Raw genomic sequence first — 19,905 nt, 5'->3', positions numbered from 1 at the left:
CTTATTTCGGGTGGCCTTGTGCTGCGCGCTGTGTGTTGCGATCGGCCTCATCGAGCAGGGAGCGGATCTGCTCGATGGCCGCCTCAAGCTGCCCGAAGCGCAGTCTATAGGCCGGGCAGGCGGCGATCACATCAGCGACGGCATGGAAACCGATCGGCCCGAGCAGATGATAATTGAAGCTGTTGAAGGCCAGATGCGCGAAGGCATCCTCGCCGGCCATCAGGCGGCAATCGAGGGTCGCACCGGCCTCGAAGGCCGGGAAGATAACCAGCGCTGGGCGGGCCGGACGATGCAGGCCGTCGGTGCTGGTCTCGTTCGGCGCGAGATGGGCGACATCGCCCTTGCGGGTGCCGATGAACAGCGGGCCGATGACGGCTTGATCGGAGAAGGCGCGGATCACGTCGACGGATTGGTTCTTCAGCGCGACCGGTTTGAGCATCGGCAGCAGCTGGCCGCTGTTGGGATCGAGCACGCCGAACTCGTCGGAGAGCAGGCGAAAGCCGCTGAGCATCATGGCCGCGGCGAGGGTGCTCTTTCCGGAGCCCGGCGGCGCGGCCATGATGACGGCTTGGTCGGCCCTGGCGAGTACGCCGGAATGGAGCAGGATGTATTGATTGGCGCGCTGGGCGAAGCTCCAATTGATGCCCCATTCGAACAGTGGGAGCGCGCCGTGCAGCGGGAAGGGCTCGAAAGGCTCCTGGCCGTCGGTGCGGAAGCGGGATTGCGGGCGGATCAGGGCGCGCAGCCGGCGGCCGCGGCGCAGCTCGACATGGTGGTCGGCGAAGCCGGTGTCGGCGGGCAGGTACGGAAAGGCGCCGTAGAGCAGGTGCAGGTTGCGGATAAAGCCCTTGACCGATGAGCGGATGCGCAGGCGCGCGGCGCCCTGGTCGAGATAGAGTCGGCCGCGGTCTGCCTGTCTGCTGAGTGCGTGCAGCGGTTGCTCGCGCAGGCGCACGCTGGCTGTCTCCTTCAAGCGATGACGCCGAGATGCCTGAGCATGCGCAGAAGCTGTTGGGTGCTGGGCGTGTCGGTCTCGATGTCGAGATCCTCCTGTAGCAACGCGAGCGCGGCCGCGTTCGGGACGGGGCCGCCATCCGCGGGACGGATCTCGTCGAGGGCTTCATAGATGATGGTCGCTGCCGGCGTCAAGACGTGGGTCTTCCAGGTGCGGTGATCGAAGATAATCGCGCCGTCGTCAAGGCGACGATAGCAAATTTGCATAGAGGTGTTTGGACGCCCCCTTCCCGTGACTGTCAGGCAAATGCGCCCGTGACGATCATTTTTCTAGCTTGGGCTTTCATTGCTCAAGGTTGAGCCAGTTTATATTGGGCTGCAATTGGTATCCGTTGGATTGATCGAACACCAACAAGACCCCTTAACCTTATCGTTGCCATCGAAAACGACGTAGTTATGGTCGAGTTCTTGCCCACGGCTCAATTTTCCATCGGCAAAATCCTGTTTTTGTTCATCGGTCAACGGCTTGAAGTTATCCTCCTTGTCGATACAGGTCGAGCTTGCTGCGACCGAGGCGCCAATTGGCAGCGTGTAAATGACGGGGACCGCCGTCGCAGCCTTTAGCAGCCGACGTCGGGATTGCCGTTTGCTCATCTCAGGCTCCTGGGGGGCGCTGGCGGTTGGTGCCTCGGCATGATCGTTGGGTAGGTGTTGGGACTGGTTGGGCTGCTCATGATGCATGGCTTTGAGTTGCTCCTCTGATCCTGGTTAGCCCGCGCTCCATCTTGATCTTGGCTGAATCCTGTCTGTATCGTCAGTGGAGCCAAAACGTTGTCGGGCGGGAATCGAAGTTGATGCTTTTGTATAAGCTAGCAAATTTCGCGCCGATTTTGTTTTTTTTTATTTATCAAGCTGTTGCTCTTCGGTGATCAGGCAGACAATGTATCAGCGTGCGGCTACTGTCAAGTTTGTCGACAAATCCGTAAATGTTGGCGCTCGGTCACCTCGAAGTCGAGACCTCAGTGTACCATCGCGTCTGCCAATGTCTGTTCCTTGTGAGGGTGATGAAGTGACCGATCGAGTAATGCGGATGCAATCGTTCCGTCGACTGGCGCGGCGGCTGCTAGCGGCAGCGTTCCTGCTGGGAGCAGGCATCGGCACCCTCTCTGCGGCGGACTTGCCATCCACCATCGAGCAGGTCAAGCCCTCCGTTGTCGGCATCGGCACCTATCAGGAGACCCGGCAGCCGCGGGCGCAGGTGCGCGGCACGGGCTTCGTGGTGGCCGATGGGCGCCATGTGATCACCAATCATCATGTGCTGCCGGACCAGCTGAACAAGGAGCGCCGCGAGTTCCTGGCCGTGCTGATCCCGGCCGAGGGGCCGAAGGCGCAGGTGCGGCCAGCGCGGCCGGTCGCGAAGGACGAGGCGCATGATCTGGCCCTGCTGCGGGTCGAGGGCAAGCCGCTGCCGGCATTGCGGTTGACGGGGTCTGGGTCGGTTCGTGAAGGCCAGGATATCGCGTTCATCGGCTTCCCGATCGGTGCAGCTTTGGGACTTTTTCCTGCTACGCATCGCGGCATCGTTGCCGCCGTCGCGCCGGTGGTGATGCCGGCGCGATCCGGCAAGCAGTTGAAGCCGTCGCTGATCCGGCGCATGCGCGATCCGTACGATATCTATCAGTTGGACGCGACGGCCTATCCGGGCAACAGCGGTAGCCCGCTGTTCGATCCGGGCAGCGGTAAGGTGCTGGGCGTGATCAATATGGTCTTCGTCAAGGAAGGGCGGGAGAGTGCGCTGGAACGCCCGAGTGGAATCACCTATGCGATCCCGATCGGTTTTGCGCGTGATCTGCTGAGTGGTCAGAATCTGCGACCGTAGAACCCTGCGGTCAGTGTCAGGTTTTTTTACAAATGCAGTGCGCGGTCGCTGGGCATTTTCTTCGGTTAAGCGAGGCGCTTTTGTTATCAATCGGTTAAGGGTCGAATCTAGAATTGGCCCCATCTTTGCTTGGTCATAGTTAACTGACATTCGTTGTGAGGTACCGCCTCGGGGGATGGGTGTGTTGTCTCACGGTTGTTAAAGATTCCTGGCCGGGGCTATGTCCAGGCTCACACTTGGGGGCGCTCCATGTCGACGGGCGAAGATAATCAGGAGAAACTGGTTGCCGAACTGGCGGATTTTTGGTTCTCAGCGCTCGAGCATGGCAACTGGGAGCAACGTCTCCAGGTGTTGGACAAGATCCACGAACAGCTGCGTGTTGATCTTGCGACCGATGCCGAGTATCGGCAGATTTCGCCACAATTCGTCGCGGCGATCATCGAGCGCTTGGGGGCGCCACAGGTCGAGGCCGGTGCGCAGGCGAAGATCTATGCCCTCTCAGCCAATGAGGTCCATCGGGATGCAAGCCGAGCCTGGAACCTCCAGAACGGCCCCGACGAGCCCGAGCATCTGTCGGATCGGCGTCGCTTCCCGCGCAAGATCGTGAACCTGTTGACCGATATCTGGATTCAGGGATTCACCTTTCCTTGTCGCCTGGTTGACATCTCGCTGGGCGGTGCGCGCGTCGCCGTGCAGGAAACAGAGGTGCCCCCTCCTGGAACAGAGGTCCGCGTGATTGTCCCGGAGAAGGGCATTCGCGATGCCATCGTGGTCTTCGTTAATGACAGTCTGGAGATGGGCTTGCGCTTCCTTGAGCAGCCCGAAGCCGCTTGAACCCCCGGTTACCGGTTATTGGCGAAAGCCGTATTTGTCGAGCAGGTTGTAGAGCGTTGGCCGGGTGATTCCAAGCAGATCGGCGGCCTGGGCGATGTTGCCGTTACACCGGCCCATGGCCTTGATGATCGCTTCCTGTTCGGCGGCGTCGCGAATCTCGCGGAGGCCGATGTGGTCTTGAGAATCCGACGATGCTGCCAAGCCAAGGTCGTCCGGCTCGAGCAGGGGGCCATCGGCCATGATGACCGCGCGCCGGATCAGATTCTCCATTTCGCGCACGTTGCCCGGCCAGTCGTAGGCCTCGATTGCCCGCAGGGCCTCGGTCGAGAAACCGAGGCGGTTGGTTCTGCGCTGGTCTTGGCGGAAACGCTCGAGCAGCGCGTGTGCGATCAAGCTCCGGTCACCTTGGCGCTCACGCAGTGGCGGGATATGGATGGCGATCTCGCTGATGCGGTAGAAGAGGTCTTCTCGAAAGTCTCCGCTCTTGATCAGTGCCTCAAGATCCTTGTTGGTCGCGCCAACGATGCGGATATCGACCGGGATCTCGGTTCGACCACCCAGCCGCTCGACCACGCGCTCCTGCAGGAACCGCAGCAGCTTCGCTTGCAGACTCATCGGGAGATCGCCGATCTCGTCGAGGAACAGGGTGCCCTTGTCGGCGTGCTCGATCTTGCCGATGGTTTGTCGTGTTGCACCGGTGAAGGCGCCCTTCTCATAGCCGAAGAGCTCGCTTTCGAGCAGGTTCTCCGGGATCGCGGCGCAGTTGATCGCGACGAAAGGGCCTTTGCTGCGTGGGCTGAGCTGGTGCAGCGCGCGGGCGAGGACCTCCTTGCCGGTACCGCTTTCACCTAGGAGCAGGACGGTCGCATCCGAGGGCGCAACGCGTTCGATCATGCGGCAGATCTTGAGCATGCCCGGGTCGGAGGTGATGAGACCTTGGAGCGGAGAGGCGCTCTCGCGCGCGAGCTTGCGATTTTCGGCCTCGAGCTCGAACAGGTGTGCGGCTCGATCCACGATCAACCGCAGCGCCTCGGCATCGACGGGCTTGATGTAGAAGTCATAGGCGCCGAGGCTGACCGCTTTAAGGGCATTGGCCCGGTCATCATTGCCGGTGACCACGATCACCTTGGTCTCTGGTGTCGTCGCTAGGATCTCCTCGAGGAGGGCGAGGCCCTCGGTCGCGTTGGCTGGATCAGGTGGTAGGCCAAGGTCAAGCGTCACCAGTTGAGGCTGATGTCTGCGAACCTGGGTCATTGCGCTCGAGCGATCCTCGGCGAGGAGAACCTCATAACCGTCGAAGCACCAGCGGAGCTGGCTCTGCAAGCCGCTGTCGTCTTCGACGATGAGCAGTTTCATGGCGTATTTGTCGGGAGAGTCCATCGCGATTCGGTAAGTGTATGAACGAGAAAAGACAAGGACTGCTGCCAACGGTTATCGCGGCAACCGCAACGTGAAGAGAGTCCCTTTGCCGACCCGGCTTTGGACATCGATACGACCGCCCATGCGGATAATCCGATCGCGCGCCTCGTAGAGCCCGATGCCCATGCCGGCATTGCCCTTGGTGGTCTGGAAGGGCCGGAACAGCCGTCGTCGGAGAAACTCTTCGTCCATCCCTGAACCGTTATCCTCGACGAGGATGCGAATCCAGTCGTCTTCGGCATCGAGGATCAGCTTAACCCAGCCGTTCTCGGCTGTCGCTTGCTGGGCGTTGCGGACCAAGTGCTGGATGATGTTCTTGAGGCCGTCGCGATCGATCTTGAGCTCAATCGGTTGCTTGACCTCAAGCGTCGGGGTTGGCCGTTCGTCCTGGCTTTCGGTGATCACCTCTGTCAAGAGATCGCGCAGGGCGACGGTCTGCTGCGGCACGCTCGGCCCTTGCGGTTGCACATGGCGCAGGTTGGCCTGGGTTCGTTCGAGCCGGTCGCGGGCATTGGCAATCGTCTCGAACGCGTCGGAGATGAAGGTTGGATTATCGCGATGTCTTTCGGCGTTGGAGCAGATCAGTGAGAGCTGGGCGGACACGTTCTTGAGATCGTGTACCAAGTAGGCGGCGAGACGATGGAATGCCTCGAACTGGCGAGCCTCGAGCAGGGCCTCTTGCGTTCGCACGAGGGCGACGTAAACGGCGAGCTGACGGCCGGCTGTCTTGAGCAGATCGCGTTCTTCCCAGTCGATGCGGTGTGGGGCGCGTGGCTGCGCGAGGACGACGAAACCCACCAGCTCCTCACCCTTGAGTAACGGCACCACCGCCCAGTGGCGCGGATCTTGGAGAAGCCAGTCCGGTAGGATCAAGCCGTGATAGAAGTCTGGCTCGCGACGGTATTCCTCAAGCTCGATGATCCAGTTGGTGCGGTCGAGAAAGCTGACCAGCGGTTCGGTCGGACTCTCTGGCGGGTAAGCCGGTTCGCCTAGATTCAATGCGCCTTCGATCTGATAGCGTCCATCGTCGCGACGCACCCACAGGATGCCTCCCGAGCTCTCGACCAGCTCGCTGATGGCGCCGACGCAGCGTTCATGGAAGGGTATCGCCTGATCCTCACCCGATAGCATGCCGGTGAGGCGCAGCCATTCCTCACGGTAGTCGTATTTGTAATGGAAGAAATGCTTCGATAGAAAAACGCGCAGTCGGGCTCTGACGCTACCCGAGAAGAGTACGAGCGCCAGCAGCACGATCGCCCCGAACAGGAAACCGATCTGCAGCAATGTGCCGACATCACCCCGTACCTGGCGCAGGAAGTAGGCCGCGATGCCGACGGCCAGCAGGTAGAGCCCACTCCCCATCAATGCCGTCGTATGAAACAGCAGATTACGGGAGACGAGGGTTTGGCCTGGCTGTGCCAGGCGACGGCTGAATGCAATGCCGAGTAACGGGACGACCAGCGCGCTGACGATGCCCCGTGCCTGCCATGTTGGGCTGTCGAGGTTCTGAAACAGGACTAGATCGGCATACAGAAAGAGATCGAAGGCGAATAGGCCGCCGAGCGCGAGGCAGAGGAACTTGATCTGCCAACGGCGTTGCGGCGGCGTGTTGCGGTAGACCTGCTCGACCAGGATCAGCCCGACGACGGCCATCGCCAGGATGGCCAGACTGCGCCAAAGCGGAACCCCGGCAAGGGCAGGAGGAAGGACGAAGAGCAGAGTGACCGAGAGAACGAAACCGGTGATCGAACCGACCCAGGTGCGAATGGCCTTCGTATTCGTTGAGTCTTCGGCGCTCTGGTCAGTCTCGGTGCTGCCCCCGACCGATGCGAGTATCGCCAGTAGAAGAGCGAACCAGCCCGCGTTTCGGCCAACCTCGAAGAGGCCTGCGGTGATCGCCGCGTCGTTGTTGAATCGCCAAGAGAGTAAGGCGAGATAGAGCGCCCAAGCGGCCGTCAGCAGGCTCGCCGTCAGCATCCAAGCACTGCTTGGACGCTGGCGCCAGCGCGTCAGGACCAATACTGCGAGGAGTAGGTAAGCAAGCGCGGCGCCGAGATAACTGATTGCGGTGACGGGCATTGGCCGGCGTTGGGTCTCGCACGCGAGATGCTAGCGGGCGCCACGGCCGAAGAGTACGACCTTGACCGTCTCCAGTATGATCAGGATATCCAAGAATAGGGTGTGGTTCTTGACGTAGTAGAGGTCGTACTGGAGCTTTTCCTTTGCGTCCTGTACGGATGCGCCATAGGGATAGCGCACCTGGGCCCAGCCGCTGATGCCGGGGCGGATACTGTGCCGTGCCAAGAAGTAGGGGATCTGTTTGCTGAGCTGATCGACGAAGATCGGCCGCTCCGGACGCGGCCCGATGAACGACATCTCGCCCTTGAGGACGTTGATGATCTGCGGTAGCTCGTCGATGCGAAGCTTGCGGATGACGCGACCAACGCGCGTGACCCGCTGGTCGTTACTGGCCGCCCACTGTGGCTTTCCGTCTTGTTCCGCATTTTGGCTCATACTGCGAAACTTGCAGATCTCGAACGGTCTGTTGCCGCGGCCGACGCGGGTTTGCCAGTACAGGACCGGGCCCGGGCTGTCGAGACGGATCGCGACGGCCGTAATCAGCATCACGGGCAGGCTGATCACGAGTATCACCAAGCTCAAAAACAGATCGAACGTGCGTTTGATGAGATTGCCAAACCAGCTTTGGCGGAAACCGTTTCCGAAGACAAGCCAGCTCGTGTTCATGGATTCTAGCTCCAGTCGCTGATGTTCACGTTCAAAGAACGAAGAGACATCGGTCACGGTGATCCCTTGGAGCTTGCATTCGAGCAACTGGCGGACCGGCAAGACGCCACGGCGGTCCCGAATGGCAACGACGATCTCCTCGGCATGTGTACTGCGAGCAAGACCGAGCAGGGTTTGGCCTGGCTCCAATGCGATCCTATGGTTTTCCGGTACGTCACAGTGTTCCCTTTGCTCGATCGCGACGAAGGCCACCACTTTGTAAGGTCGGTGGGCATGGGTGTTAAACGTCTGTAATGCCATGGCCCGGCGTCCTGATCCAAGCACGAGGATGCGATGTGCAAAGGCCTCCCTATTGCTAATGCTGCGGTAGATTTGGCGCTCGCCGACGATGACTACGAAGGCTAGACCGATACCAATGGTTAAGGCCTCAAGCTTGGGAAAGTCCAGCGGAATCCAGGGTCCAAGCAACTCAACTGCAGCGAGAGCCAGCAACATCGACACGACAAGCCGTATCACGTCATCGATGCCTTGGGTGCCGAGCTGGGCGTGTACCTCGCGGTCATAGAGACCCATCGTCTCCATCACCAGTACCGTGAATGTTGCGAGTGCAATGTTCTGACCGAGCAGAAGACCCTCCTGGAGGGCGTTGCCCGTAATCACCATCAAAGCGAACTGCATGCAGCAGGCAATGATGAGGATCTCGATCCCTGCCAGATAGATCGTCCGGCGCGAAATGTGGTGCCCGAAGAGTTGCAAGGGGTGAGTTCTCCTGCAAGGCTGGCGTGCTCGCGCGTCAAGTGTACTATTGCAGCGGTACAACAACCACCATTGCAGAAACCCAACTGGCGACGGACCTAAACCATCAGCGCTTCTTCGGCGGCATCAGGTCGGTGATGGTCCCGTGCGCCATCTCGGCGGCGAGGCCGATGGTCTCGTTCAGGGTCGGGTGCGGATGGATGGTCATGCCCAGATCCTCCATGTCGGCGCCCATCTCGAGCGCGAGCACGGTCTCGCCGATCAGCTCGCCGGCGTTGGGGCCGACGATGCCGGCGCCGAGGATGCGCTTGCTCTCGGGGTCGAACAAGAGCTTGGTCAGGCCCTCGTCGCGGTGGATGCCGAGGGCGCGGCCGCTGGCGGCCCAGGGGAAGACGCCCTTCTCGTGGGCGATGCCCTTGGCCTCGGCCTCGACCTCGGTCAGGCCCATCCAGGCGACCTCGGGGTCGGTGTAGGCGACCGACGGGATGGTCATCGGGTCGAACAGCGCCGGCTCGCCGGCGATGACCTCGGCGGCGACCTTGCCCTCGTGGGTGGCCTTGTGCGCGAGCATCGGCCCGCCGACGACATCACCGATCGCGAAGATGGTCGGCACATTGGTGCGCATGTGCTGATCGGTCTTGATGAAGCCGTGCTCGTCGACCTTGACGCCGGCGGCCTCGGCGTTGATCTGCTTGCCGTTGGGACGGCGGCCGATCGCGACCAGGACCTTGTCGTAGCGGGCCTCGCCGGCGTGCTTGCCCTCGAAGGCGACATCGATGCCCTGGGAGCTGGCGTTCATGGTCGCGACCTTGGTCTCGAGCCAGATGTGGTCGTAGCGCTTCTTGACGACCTTCTGGAAGGCGCGCACCAGGTCCTTGTCGGCACCGGGCATCAGCTGGCCCTGCAATTCGACGACATCGATCTTGGTGCCGAGGGCGGCATAGACGCTGGCCATCTCGAGGCCGATGATGCCGCCGCCGACCACCAGCATCCGCTCCGGGATGCTGGCGATCTCGAGCGCGCCGGTCGAGTCCATCACGCGCGGATCATCGTGCGGGAAGCCGGGGATGCGGATCGGGCTGGAGCCGACCGCGATGATGCACTGGTCGAAACCGACCGCGGTCTTGCCCTCGCGGCTCTCGACCAGGATGCGGTTCGGGCCCTCGAAACGACCGGTGCCCTGGACCACCTCGACCTGGCGCTGCTTGGCCATGCCACTGAGACCGGTGGTGAGCTTCTTCACCACCTTGTCCTTGCCCGCGCGCATCTTGTCGAGGTCGATCTCGGGCGGGGCGAAGGTGACACCCATTGCGCCCATGGTCTTGGTCTCCTCGATGATCTGCGCGGTGTGCAGCAGGGCCTTCGATGGGATGCAGCCGACATTGAGGCAGACGCCGCCGAGGGTCGGATAGCGCTCGATCAGCACCGTGCGCAGGCCGAGGTCGGCGGCGCGAAACGCGGCCGTATAGCCGCCCGGGCCGGCGCCGAGGACGACGACCTGGGCATTGATTTCATGATTCGGAGCGGTGTCGCTCATCGGGACTTCCATTAGGTTGAGAAAGGGCGGGTTGTGAACGGGCGGGTCGTGAACAGGAGGTGTCGCCTCACGACAGGCTGGTTGGGCGTGAGGCGTCGGTATCTCTGTAGCGCGGACTGTCTAGGGCAGCAGATCATCGACGCGAATGACGCACTGCGGGGCGACCAGTGGTGTGACATGTCCGCGGGCATCGATCAGCCGTCGTTGTCCATATCCTCGATCATCTGCCTCACGGCAGACCTCGAGTGCTCGATCCCTCAGATTCAGGATCCAGTAGTCGGCAATGCCGTTGCGCGCATAGGCCAGCGCCTTACTGACCTGATCGTAGGCAAGGCTGGTGTCGGCAACCTCGACGATCAGAAGCGCGGTATCCGGATGTCTGTCCGCATAGTCGCGAAGCCGGCCGGGCACCACCGCGATGTCGGGCTCGGGCTCGGATCGGTCATCGAGGGCCAGCGGCTTTTGACTGCGGATGTGATAGCCCTCGTCAATGCAGCCGCGCAGCACGTCCTCGACCAGGCCAACCGCCGTTGCGTGAGCGCTCTTCTGTGGGCTCATGTCGATGATTTCGCCATCCAGCAATTCGACGCGTGCATCAGCGCTGAATCCGCCCGCATCGACGATGCGCTCGTATTCGAATCGTGACCAGCAGTGGGCGTTGGGGAGTCCTGAGCTCATGTCTTGGTCGGGACGCTCTTGGCAATGCCTACTCGATGTCGGGATAGAAGTCTGCATCGAGGATCTCTGCCTGAGTATAGGGACAGGAGACCGGGAAGGTCTCGACAGACAGCTCCGACTCGCGAGCCGCAAGCTCGACGGCCTGGCCGTAGGCCTTGCCGATGGCCTGGTTCAGTTGACCCTTGAGTCCGGGATGTTCTTCCAATAGGTAGCCAAGGGCAAGCCGTTGCTCGATGAGCGTGTTGCGCCAGCGCTTGCCTTCGAATTCCGCCCAGCGTTCGGACAGGCGCCGATACTGGAACTGCCATTTCAGCAGATGGGCGAGCAGCACGCGCAGCCGGCTGACGAGCTCGTGCCGCTGGCTCTTGCCCATGTCGCCCAACTCCTCGATCAGGTGCTCCAGGTCCAGCTCCGAGAAGCGCCCTTGGCGGAGCAGCTCGGCCGTTTGTGCCGCCCAGGCCGAATAGTCCAGCTCGTACAGCTTGCTCAGTGTGTGCATCAGGTGCCTCGCTCGGCCCTGTCTGCAGTCAGCGTACCGGAAAAGGGCCGTTGCGGTAATGAAAACCCGTTGTAAATCATCAGTGTCGGCATACTCTGCGCGCGCAGCCTAGCCTTTCTGTCGCGACGCGACAAGCGCCACTTGCGTCGCGTGGTCGTCTGGCGGCCCGTTCGGGCTCTCGGCGGGGTAGGCTCGCAAACGCTGAGCTGTTCGGCCGATTGTGTCGGCCGACCAAGCGGACTGGCTATAACAGCAGCCGACGGATATCCCCGAGCAGGCTCGCGAGCAGGGTCGTGAAGCGCACGCCGTCGGCCCCGTCGACGACCCGGTGATCGTAGGAGAGCGACAACGGCAGCATCAGCCTTGGCTCGAAGCTGTCGCCGTTCCAGACCGGCTTGGTCTCGGTGCGCGAGACGCCAAGGATCGCGACCTCGGGGGCGTTGACGATCGGGGTGAACGCGGTGCCGCCGATGCCGCCGAGGCTCGAGATGCTGAACACGCCACCCTGCATGTCGCCGGGCAGCAATTTGCCGTCGCGCGCCTTGCCGCTGACGGCCATCAGCTCGCGGGCGATCTCGAACAGGCCCTTCTTGTTGACGTCGCGGATCACCGGCACCACTAGCCCGTTCGGGGTGTCCACCGCGACGCCGATGTGGGTGTAGTGCTTGAGGATCAGGTGCTCGCCGTCGGGCGCGAGCGAGGCCTTGAGCGTCGGCATCTGCGCCAGCGCCGCGGCGACCGCCTTCATCAGGAACGGCATGAAGGTGAGCTTGACCCCGGCCTGTTCGGCGGCCTGCTTCTGGCCCTTGCGGAAGGCCTCGAGCTCGGTGATGTCGGCCTCGTCGAACTGGGTGACGTGCGGGACGGTCAGCCAGGCGCGGTGCAGGTGGGTGCCGCTGAGCTTCTTGATCCGTGCGAGCGGCTGGGTCTCGGTCGCGCCGAACTTGCTGAAATCGACCTCGGGCGCGGCCGGGAGCTGGAACGGCAGCCCGCCGGACGGGGCTGGCGCGCCGCCGGCCGAGAGCGCCTTCTTGACGAACGCTTGCACATCGTCCTTGAGGATGCGTCCCTTGCGGCCGCTGCCCTTGACCTGCGTGAGATCGACGCCGAGCTCGCGCGCGAAGCGGCGTACCGCCGGGCTCGCGTGCGGGGTGCGGCCCGCGGCGATCGCCTGCATGTCGGCCGGGCGCGGCAGGACCGGGGCCTTGCGGCGCTCGGCCTCGCCGGGCACGCGCTCTGACGCCGGCGCGGTGCTCGCGTCCGGCTGCGTTGCAGCGCCGGCCTCGGCACCCGCACCACCTGCAGCGCCCGTGCCGGTTCCTGAACTGGTTCCTGAGCTGGCTCCGGTCCCGGCACTTGCTCCGGCCGCGGCGCCGGTTGCTCCAGCCTTCGAGGTCGCGGCCGGCGCTTGCGCCGCTTCCGCTTCCTCGGCCGAGGGCGTGTCGCCGCTGGCGGACGCTTTGCGCTGATCGGCGGTTCCGTGCAGGGTCAGCAGGAGCGAGCCCTGGTTGACCTTGTCACCGGTCTGGATATGGACCGTCTCGACCGTGCCGGCGGCCGGTGACGGGATCTCCATCGTCGCCTTGTCGCTCTCGAGCGTGACGATGGATTGGTCGACGTCGACCGGGTCACCTTCGCCGACCAGGATCTCGATGACCGGGATGTCGGCGAAATCGCCGACATCGGGCAGCCGGACCTCGATCGGCTCGCCGCCCTCGGCGCTGTCATCGGCCCCGGCCGCGGTCGCAGCGGGTGCGCCGTGCTTGCCGGAAGCGCCAGCCGGTGTGGGCTGATGGTCGTGCTGCTGGCCGCCTGGCTGTCGATCGCTGTCTTGGGCAGCGCCGTGGCGCTTGTCGGTTGTCGCCTGAGCCTGCGCTGCGTCCTTAGCGCCTGAGCCTGAACCGGAGCCGGAGCCGCTTGCTTGGGCCTGGCCCGCCGCCGTATCAGGCGCGGCATGCCCGGCATCAGCACGGCCGGCAGATCTGCTCGCGGCAGTCGCGGAGCTGAAGTCGGAGCCAGAGCCGGCATCAGTATCGGCATCGGCACCAGTCTGGTCGCTGTCGCCGCCGGCTGCATCGGTCGCGACCTGCATCAGTCGCTGGCCCTGACTGACGCGGTCGCCGACCGCGACATCGATCGCCTCGACCGTGCCGCCGACCGGCGATGGGATCTCCATCGTCGCCTTGTCGCTCTCGAGCGTCAGCAGCGACTGCTCGGGCTCGACCTGATCGCCGGTGCTGACCAGGATCTCGATGATCTCGACATCGGCGAAATCGCCGATGTCGGGAAGCAGGACGTCTTCTACCGTTGCCACGCAGCTATCTCCTGTTCCCGACGGTGCGCGTTGAGGGGTTGCCGCAGCGGTGCAGCGGGGTCAGCGCCTTGGCATGACGCGTTATCGCAAGATGCACCGTTGCGCGGCTCGCTGTCGCAATCCTGCGCACCCTAGCTCGGCGCACGGGCGCGTGCGATCGCGTTGCACGGGGTTGGATTGCCCAGGGCCGCACTGAACGAGGGCCTTCTTCACTGGCACGCCAGGTGCTCATTGCGTCACCGGATTCGGCTTGTCCGGATCGATCCGGTACTTCTCGATCGCCTCGCGCACGCGGGCGGCCGGCAGCGCGCCGTCGTCGGCGAGCGCCTTGAGCGCAGCGATCGCGACATACCAGCGGTTGACCTCGAAGAACTTGCGCAGCTGGCTGCGCATGTCGCTGCGGCCGAAGCCATCGGTGCCGAGCACGCTGTAACGGCGCGGCAGATAGGGCCGGATCTGGTCGGGATAGGCGCGCGTGTAGTCGGTCGCGGCGACGATCGGCCCTTCGCTGGCGGCGAGCTGCTCGGTCACATAGGCGGTGCGCGGGGTCTCCTCCGGGTGCAGCAGGTTCCAGCGCTCGCAATCGATCCCGTCGCGGCGCAGCTCGTTGAAGCTGGTGACGCTCCAGACATCGGCGGCGACGTCGAAATCGCTCTCCAGCAGGTGGGCCGCGGCCTGGACCTCGCGCAGGATGGTGCCGCTGCCGAGCAGCTGCACGCGCGGCGCCGAGTCCTTGGCCCCGATCGCTTCGGCCGTCTGCAGCCGATAGATCCCGCGCCGAATCCCGTCCTCGACGCCCTCGGGCATCGCCGGCTGCGGGTAGTTCTCGTTCATCACCGTGATGTAGTAGAAGCAGTTCTCCTTCTCGGCGTACATCCGGCGCATGCCGTCCTGGACGATGACGGTGAGCTCGTAGGCGAAGGCCGGGTCGTAGCTGACGCAGTTCGGGATGGTCGCGGCGGCCAGATGACTGTGCCCGTCCTGGTGCTGCAAGCCCTCGCCGGCCAGCGTGGTGCGCCCGGCGGTGCCGCCGAGCAGGAAGCCGCGCGCCTGCATGTCGCCGGCGGCCCAGATCAGGTCGCCGACGCGCTGGAAGCCGAACATCGAGTAGTAGATATAGAACGAGATCATCGCCTGGCCGTGGTTGGCGTAGGCGGTGGCGGCGGCGATCCAAGACGACATCGCGCCGGCCTCGTTGATCCCTTCCTGCAGGATCTGGCCGTTCTTCTCCTCGCGGTAGTACATCACCTGGTCGGAGTCGACCGGCTCATAGAGCTGGCCGACGTGCGAGTAGATGCCGAGCTGGCGGAACATCCCCTCCATGCCGAAGGTGCGGGCCTCGTCCGGGACGATCGGCACCACCAGCTTGCCGATGGCCTTGTCGCGGATGATCATCGTCATCAGCCGGACCATCGCCATGGTCGTCGACATCTCGCGCTCGCCGCTGCCCTCGAGCAGCTGCGAGAAGGCGTCGAGCCCTGGGATTTCCAACGCCGGCGCATCATCGAAGCGCGCCGGCAGATGGCCGCCGAGGGCCTCGCGGCGCTCGTGCAGGTACTTGAGCTCGGGGCTGTCCGGGGCCGGCTTGTAGAACGGCGCGGCGCCGATCTGCTCGTCCGAGATCGGGATGTTGAAGCGGTCGCGGAAGGCCTTGAGCGCGGTCTCGCCCATCTTCTTCTGCGAGTGGGTGATGTTCATCCCCTCGCCGGCGACGCCCATGCCGTAGCCCTTGACCGTCTTCGCCAGGATCACCGTCGGCTGACCCTCGGTGCGCAGCGCGGCCGCATAGGCGTTGAAGATCTTGACCGGGTCGTGACCGCCGCGGTTGAGTCGCCAGATGTCCTCATCGGTCATGTTGGCGACCATGTCGGCCAGCTCCGGATACTTGCCGAAGAAATGCTCGCGGGTGTAGGCGCCGCCCTTGGCCTTGTAGGCCTGATAGTCGCCGTCGACGCATTCCTCCATGCGCTTGAGCAAGAAGCCCTGGTTGTCGCGCGCGAGCAGCGGGTCCCAGTAGCTGCCCCAGATCACCTTGATCACGTTCCAGCCGGCGCCGCGGAACAGCGCCTCGAGCTCCTGGATGATCTTGCCGTTGCCGCGCACCGGGCCGTCGAGGCGCTGCAGGTTGCAGTTGACGACGAACACCAGGTTGTCGAGCCGCTCGCGCGCCGCCAGCGAGATCGCACCGAGCGATTCCGGCTCGTCCATCTCGCCGTCGCCGAGGAAGGTCCAGACCTTGCGCCCCTCGGTGTTGACGATGCCGCGATCGCTCAGGTAGCGCATGAAGCGGGCCTGGTAGATCGCCATGATCGGGCCGAGCCCCATCGACACGGTCGGGAATTGCCAGAAGCCGGGCATCAGCCAGGGATGCGGATAGGACGACAGCCCCGGTCCGTCGACCTCCTGGCGGAAGTTGTAGAGCTGCTCCTCGCTCAGCCGCCCTTCGAGGAAAGCGCGGGCATAGATGCCGGGCGCCGAGTGGCCCTGCATGAAGACCAGATCGCCGCCGTGGTCCTTGCTGCGGGCATGGAAGAAGTGGTTGAAGCCGATGTCATAGAGCGTCGCGCTGGAGGCGAACGACGAGATGTGCCCGCCGAGCTCGGACGACAGCCGGTTGGCTTGGACCACCATCGCCATCGCGTTCCAGCGCACGAACGAGCGGATACGGCGCTCCATCGCGCGGTCGCCCGGAAAGCGCTCCTGCTTCTGCATCGGGATGGTGTTCACATAGGCGGTGTTGGCGCTGAACGGCAGATAGGCGCCGGAGCGGCGCGCCTTGTCGGTCAGGCGCTCGAGCAGATAATGCGCGCGCTCGATGCCCTCGTTCTCGAGCACGGCATCGAGGGACTCGAGCCACTCCTGGGTCTCTTGGGGATCGATGTCGGGCTTGTTGGGCATGGCGTTTCCTAGGGCGCGGGCGCATCACCGCAAGCGCGGGCGCAGCAACTGGGCAACATGGCGAAAGCCCGCAAACCTAACCGAGCCACAGTGAATTGGCAAATACTGATTATTGAGTCGCGCTGATGCGCTCGCGTTGCGCCTGTGTGAGAGCGGGCTGCGAGAACGCGACCTTGGGTATCGGTTCAGGCTCGCGCGGGTTGAGTCTGCGCAGAATCGGCGGCCGCAGGGGGCACGACCGCGCGACCGGCGCATGGCAGCGATGCGTGGGACAGTCTATGCTGCATCCCCTGCAGCCGACAGCGAGGTGCTGCCAGGCTTGGAACCGGCACTGCTTGCGCGGTTTCTCGAAGGCTATGAGACGACCTCCGCTGCGATGCGTGCTTACCGGGCTGCTTTGAGCCAACAGCCCCTCGAGCAGGCGAGCGATCTGCCATCTCGGGGGTAACACGGACCCCCGCACTCGGGCGGGGGCGTCGTGCGCTGGGGCCTGACCGGCGGATCAGCCGGCCTTGCTCGCCGCGGGCGTCGTATCGGCGGTCTTCTCGGCCGACTCGCGCTTATCGGCGTCAGCCTTGCTCTCAGGCTCGCTCGGGCTGCATTCGTCGGCAAACCGCGCATAGGCACGCGGGCTCATTGGCTGGCGGCTGCAAAGCCAATCGTGGCGCCGCTGCTCGGCGAGCGCGCGGCGCTGCTCGGAGATCGCTTGCATCGCGGCACGCCGCTCGGCCGCTTGTTTCTGCATCGCGGCGCGATGGGCCTCGCGCTCCGCTTTCAGCTCCTCGGCGCTGAGCGGTGCGTCCGGCATGGCCGGCAGCTCGTCATAGCCCGGCACTGAATAGCCCGGCACTGAGGGCAGCTCAGGCATTCCGAGCTCGGGGTAATCCGGTTTCGGGAACGCCGGCATGTCGGGCATTGGCGGGCGCTCGGGGGTCTGACCGAAGCTCGGGATATCGGGCAGGGCCGGCATTTCGGGGCGCTCGCCGAAGCCGGGCATTGCTGGCCTCTCTGGGATCTCGGGGCGTTCACCGAAGGCGGGCATTGCTGGCCTCTCTGGGATCTCGGGGCGTTCACCGAAGGCGGGCCTCGCCGGGATCTCCGGGCGCTGGCCGAAGCCGGGTATCTGTGGCATCCGTTCGTTGCTCGCGAAGGCAGGCGGCTGCGGCAGCGCTGTGCGGCGCGACGCTATTGCCTCGCGCTGCGTTTCCATCCGCTTGATCGCCGCCTCGCGTTGCTGCTCGGCCATCTGTTGCAGCTGCTCGGGCGAGGGGGCTGGAGCGCCGTAGGGAGCGCCATGGTAGGGGCCCGCCCACCAGGCGGCGGCGCTCATGGACGCAAGGGCCAGCGTTACGGCTGACACGGACAGGGTAAGACGTTTCATATTGGTTCTTTCCACTCAGTGATTTTGAAACGGATGGGCTTCACAAGCGGTTCTGCCGGCAGCGTTATGGTGTTGTTATCGTGGCGCGGCGGCGGTGCTGCGCTTCCCGGGCTTGGAATCATTCCGGCCCGCGGAGAGCTGGCAGAACGCTCGTTAGTTTATAAGAAAATAGTGAAGCAGCAACCTTCATCACTTCCGTTCGCCGCGCGCCGACAGCTGTCATTGATGTCTATCAATAACGGAGCCATCAGCGCTGCGCTCGACCAGCGCGCGGAACGCCTGGCAGCGTTCGACCAGATCGGGGCCGGCATGCAGGTCGCCGCCGATTAGGAAGATACTGTCGGACCCATAGCTTTCGACCAGCTCGGGCACGCGCGCCAATCGCATGCCGCCGGCCGGGACCGGCCAGATCGGCTGGAGTGTCCCGAGCGAGGCCCGCGCGGCGTCGGCAATCTCCTGGCATTCGCTGGCGGTGAAGGTGAAGCGCCCGCCGCTGTGCGGGAAGATGGTGGCGTCGGCGCCGGCGAGGCGCAGTAGGGTGGCGAACAGCAGACCGTGCGCGATGCCGGTGCCGGGGTTGATGGCGAGGCCGCCAAGCAGCGCCGGATGGCTCAGGATCGGCAGCGCGAGCGCGTCATCGTCGGCGAGCGCGCGCATCGTATCCAGGCCGGCGAGACCGGGGCAGAACAGCAGGCCGCCAGCGCCCTCGGCCTTGGCGCGTTGGGCCCGGGCCACGACCGCTGTCGCCGGAGCGGTGACATTGGGCAGGTAGAGGCTGTGGCCGCCGGTCTCCTGATTGGCCCGGTGCACGGCCTCGGCGCAGCGGGCGACACGCTCGTCGAAGCGGCAGAAGGGCTGATCGGCGAGGCCGTGGTCGTCCTTGATCAGATCGATCCCGCCGAGCGCGAGCCGGTAGGCGAGCTCGGCGAGCTCGCTCGGGGACAGACCCATCGGCTTCAAGGCCGTGCACAGCAGCGGCCGCTGTGGTGGTGTCGAGGATGCTTTGGCCGCCTCGGGTGGTGTGCGTGTGGGATGGAGGGCATCGGGGGCGAGCGCGGAAGCGAGCGCCCGCCGCAGTCCGGCGATGCCGAAGCGCGGGCCACGGAACCCATCCAGCAGCGCTGGTGGCAGCTCGATGCGCTGCAGCCGCACCCCAGGCTGCAAGGCGACATTGCCGAACAGCACGTTCAGCAACTGCGTGAGCTCGCTGCCGGCGGCCTCGACCGGATAGCGGAGACTGACCTCGAAGCCGCTGCCGCCGTCCGCGCGGGCACAGGGCGTAATCGCCGCGATCTCGCCGACGATCTGCTCGCGGATCGCGTCGCTCGGGATCAATGCGTCCGGGAACTCGACCGTCTGCTCGAGGCCGATCGCGCGGGCGCGCGCCTCGACCTCGGCCGCGTCGACGGCGAGCCGGTAGACGGCGGTGAAGCGCTCACCGCTGAGGGCAAGAGGCGGTTTGGCGCTACTCAAGTCGACTTCGGCGAGTGCCCGTCGAGGCTCGGGTAGAAGTCATCGTCCAGCACCTGATCCCTCGTGTAGGGGCAGCGGCTCGGGAAGGTCTCAATGGACAAGCCCGTCTCCTTAGTCGCGAGATCGACGGCGTCCGTGTAGGTCGACAGGATCGTGTCGTCGAGCGCCGATTTGAGTCCAGGCGCGCGTCGCAACAGCACGCCGAGCTGTTTGCGCTGCTCAACGATCGTTGACCGCCAGCTGTCTCCTCTGAACTCGCGCCATCGCTCGGAGAGCGTTCGATACTGGTATTCCCATTTGAGCAGATGGGCCAGCAAGATCAGTAGCCGGCTCTCGAGCTCGCGGCGCTCGCTCTTGCCCATGTCGCCGAGCTCATCGATCAGGTGTTCGATATCGAGCTCGGTGAAGCGCCGCGCGCGGAGAAGCGCTGCCTGCTGCTTCGCCCATGTGGCATAGTCGGTTTGATAGAGCGCTTGTGCATCGGTCATAGCGGCACGCTTCCGGTTCAGAGCGAATCATTGTCGCTCAATTTTAGGCG

General features: G+C 64.1%; 16 protein-coding genes and 1 pseudogene. 2 read left to right on the top strand and 15 right to left on the bottom strand.

Going from position 1 to position 19,905, the window contains the following annotated elements; translation table 11 throughout:
• Nucleotide 1: 1 nt before the first annotated feature.
• The 3 genes from CKO40_RS09005 to CKO40_RS08995 all read right to left on the bottom strand — a co-directional run bounded on the left by CKO40_RS09005 (nucleotide 2) and on the right by CKO40_RS08995 (nucleotide 1,695).
• On the bottom strand, nucleotides 2-973 hold the full coding sequence (locus CKO40_RS09005; protein WP_200345865.1) for an HprK-related kinase A: 972 nt from the start codon (nucleotides 971-973) through the stop codon (nucleotides 2-4).
• The gene (locus tag CKO40_RS09000) at nucleotides 970-1,221 is read right to left on the bottom strand and encodes an HPr-rel-A system PqqD family peptide chaperone (RefSeq protein WP_200345864.1); all 252 of its coding nucleotides are present in this window, start codon (nucleotides 1,219-1,221) and stop codon (nucleotides 970-972) included. The genes CKO40_RS09005 and CKO40_RS09000 overlap by 4 nt, the downstream gene beginning before the upstream one ends.
• A gap of 99 nt (nucleotides 1,222-1,320) precedes the next feature.
• Nucleotides 1,321-1,695, bottom strand: a complete 375-nt coding sequence (locus CKO40_RS08995; RefSeq protein ID WP_200345863.1) for a hypothetical protein — start codon at nucleotides 1,693-1,695, stop codon at nucleotides 1,321-1,323.
• A 349-nt stretch (nucleotides 1,696-2,044) separates the two neighbouring features.
• Here CKO40_RS08995 and CKO40_RS08990 point away from each other — a divergent pair, with 349 nt between their 5' ends.
• Together CKO40_RS08990 and CKO40_RS08985 are read left to right on the top strand one after the other, a co-directional pair.
• Nucleotides 2,045-2,833 carry a S1 family peptidase gene (locus CKO40_RS08990; protein ID WP_200345862.1) on the top strand — a complete coding sequence of 263 codons (789 nt, stop codon included), beginning with the start codon at nucleotides 2,045-2,047 and terminating at the stop codon, nucleotides 2,831-2,833.
• Between the two features lie 249 nt (nucleotides 2,834-3,082).
• On the top strand, nucleotides 3,083-3,667 hold the full coding sequence (locus CKO40_RS08985) for a PilZ domain-containing protein (protein WP_200345861.1): 585 nt from the start codon (nucleotides 3,083-3,085) through the stop codon (nucleotides 3,665-3,667).
• Nucleotides 3,668-3,682: 15 nt separating this feature from the next.
• Here the strand turns inward: CKO40_RS08985 and prsR are convergent, their stop codons facing one another.
• The 12 genes and pseudogenes from prsR to CKO40_RS08925 all read right to left on the bottom strand — a co-directional run bounded on the left by prsR (nucleotide 3,683) and on the right by CKO40_RS08925 (nucleotide 19,855).
• Nucleotides 3,683-5,023: a PEP-CTERM-box response regulator transcription factor gene (prsR, locus tag CKO40_RS08980; protein WP_420827373.1), complete on the bottom strand. Its 1,341-nt coding sequence runs from the start codon at nucleotides 5,021-5,023 to the stop codon at nucleotides 3,683-3,685.
• Between the two features lie 75 nt (nucleotides 5,024-5,098).
• The gene (gene prsK / locus CKO40_RS08975; protein ID WP_200345859.1) at nucleotides 5,099-7,165 is read right to left on the bottom strand and encodes an XrtA/PEP-CTERM system histidine kinase PrsK; all 2,067 of its coding nucleotides are present in this window, start codon (nucleotides 7,163-7,165) and stop codon (nucleotides 5,099-5,101) included.
• Between the two features lie 30 nt (nucleotides 7,166-7,195).
• Complete coding sequence (locus tag CKO40_RS08970; protein WP_200345858.1) at nucleotides 7,196-8,587, bottom strand: TIGR03013 family XrtA/PEP-CTERM system glycosyltransferase; 1,392 nt, start codon at nucleotides 8,585-8,587, stop codon at nucleotides 7,196-7,198.
• Between the two features lie 106 nt (nucleotides 8,588-8,693).
• Nucleotides 8,694-10,124 carry a dihydrolipoyl dehydrogenase gene (lpdA, locus tag CKO40_RS08965; RefSeq protein WP_200345857.1) on the bottom strand — a complete coding sequence of 477 codons (1,431 nt, stop codon included), beginning with the start codon at nucleotides 10,122-10,124 and terminating at the stop codon, nucleotides 8,694-8,696.
• 120 nt (nucleotides 10,125-10,244) lie between these two features.
• The gene (locus CKO40_RS08960) at nucleotides 10,245-10,802 is read right to left on the bottom strand and encodes a Uma2 family endonuclease (RefSeq protein WP_200345856.1); all 558 of its coding nucleotides are present in this window, start codon (nucleotides 10,800-10,802) and stop codon (nucleotides 10,245-10,247) included.
• Between the two features lie 28 nt (nucleotides 10,803-10,830).
• Nucleotides 10,831-11,301 (bottom strand): DUF29 domain-containing protein, encoded by a 471-nt coding sequence (locus tag CKO40_RS08955; protein ID WP_200345855.1) that lies wholly within the window; start codon nucleotides 11,299-11,301, stop codon nucleotides 10,831-10,833.
• A gap of 244 nt (nucleotides 11,302-11,545) precedes the next feature.
• The gene (locus CKO40_RS08950) at nucleotides 11,546-12,991 is read right to left on the bottom strand and encodes a dihydrolipoyllysine-residue acetyltransferase (RefSeq protein WP_242476931.1); all 1,446 of its coding nucleotides are present in this window, start codon (nucleotides 12,989-12,991) and stop codon (nucleotides 11,546-11,548) included.
• Nucleotides 12,992-13,447: 456 nt separating this feature from the next.
• Nucleotides 13,448-13,615: pseudogene (locus CKO40_RS25325) on the bottom strand (biotin/lipoyl-containing protein); the annotation flags it as partial.
• 228 nt (nucleotides 13,616-13,843) lie between these two features.
• Nucleotides 13,844-16,513, bottom strand: coding sequence for a pyruvate dehydrogenase (acetyl-transferring), homodimeric type (gene aceE / locus CKO40_RS08940; RefSeq protein WP_200345854.1), 2,670 nt, complete (start codon nucleotides 16,511-16,513; stop codon nucleotides 13,844-13,846).
• Between the two features lie 502 nt (nucleotides 16,514-17,015).
• Nucleotides 17,016-17,894: a hypothetical protein gene (locus tag CKO40_RS08935; protein WP_200345853.1), complete on the bottom strand. Its 879-nt coding sequence runs from the start codon at nucleotides 17,892-17,894 to the stop codon at nucleotides 17,016-17,018.
• 219 nt (nucleotides 17,895-18,113) lie between these two features.
• Nucleotides 18,114-19,367, bottom strand: a complete 1,254-nt coding sequence (locus CKO40_RS08930) for a RuBisCO large subunit C-terminal-like domain-containing protein (protein ID WP_200345852.1) — start codon at nucleotides 19,365-19,367, stop codon at nucleotides 18,114-18,116.
• Complete coding sequence (locus CKO40_RS08925) at nucleotides 19,364-19,855, bottom strand: DUF29 domain-containing protein (protein WP_200345851.1); 492 nt, start codon at nucleotides 19,853-19,855, stop codon at nucleotides 19,364-19,366. The genes CKO40_RS08930 and CKO40_RS08925 overlap by 4 nt, the downstream gene beginning before the upstream one ends.
• Between the last annotated feature and the right edge of the window lie 50 nt (nucleotides 19,856-19,905).

The sequence above is a fragment of the Halochromatium glycolicum genome, assembly GCF_016584085.1.
Taxonomy (GTDB): domain Bacteria; phylum Pseudomonadota; class Gammaproteobacteria; order Chromatiales; family Chromatiaceae; genus Lamprobacter; species Lamprobacter glycolicus.
Note: the sequence above shows the minus strand (reverse complement) of the source record. Positions and strands in the feature narration are given on the sequence as shown.

What these genes read in the sequence shown, in the direction of transcription:
- CKO40_RS08985 (WP_200345861.1), top strand. Translation starts at nt 3,083, where the DNA reads ATGTCGACGGGCGAAGATAATCAGGAGAAACTGGTTGCCGAACTGGCG.
- lpdA (WP_200345857.1), bottom strand. Translation starts at nt 10,124, where the DNA reads ATGAGCGACACCGCTCCGAATCATGAAATCAATGCCCAGGTCGTCGTC.
- CKO40_RS09000 (WP_200345864.1), bottom strand. Translation starts at nt 1,221, where the DNA reads ATGCAAATTTGCTATCGTCGCCTTGACGACGGCGCGATTATCTTCGAT.
- CKO40_RS08995 (WP_200345863.1), bottom strand. Translation starts at nt 1,695, where the DNA reads ATGCATCATGAGCAGCCCAACCAGTCCCAACACCTACCCAACGATCAT.
- CKO40_RS08955 (WP_200345855.1), bottom strand. Translation starts at nt 11,301, where the DNA reads ATGCACACACTGAGCAAGCTGTACGAGCTGGACTATTCGGCCTGGGCG.
- prsR (WP_420827373.1), bottom strand. Translation starts at nt 5,023, where the DNA reads ATGAAACTGCTCATCGTCGAAGACGACAGCGGCTTGCAGAGCCAGCTC.
- CKO40_RS08990 (WP_200345862.1), top strand. Translation starts at nt 2,045, where the DNA reads ATGCAATCGTTCCGTCGACTGGCGCGGCGGCTGCTAGCGGCAGCGTTC.
- CKO40_RS08925 (WP_200345851.1), bottom strand. Translation starts at nt 19,855, where the DNA reads ATGACCGATGCACAAGCGCTCTATCAAACCGACTATGCCACATGGGCG.
- aceE (WP_200345854.1), bottom strand. Translation starts at nt 16,513, where the DNA reads ATGCCCAACAAGCCCGACATCGATCCCCAAGAGACCCAGGAGTGGCTC.
- CKO40_RS08960 (WP_200345856.1), bottom strand. Translation starts at nt 10,802, where the DNA reads ATGAGCTCAGGACTCCCCAACGCCCACTGCTGGTCACGATTCGAATAC.
- prsK (WP_200345859.1), bottom strand. Translation starts at nt 7,165, where the DNA reads ATGCCCGTCACCGCAATCAGTTATCTCGGCGCCGCGCTTGCTTACCTA.
- CKO40_RS08935 (WP_200345853.1), bottom strand. Translation starts at nt 17,894, where the DNA reads ATGAAACGTCTTACCCTGTCCGTGTCAGCCGTAACGCTGGCCCTTGCG.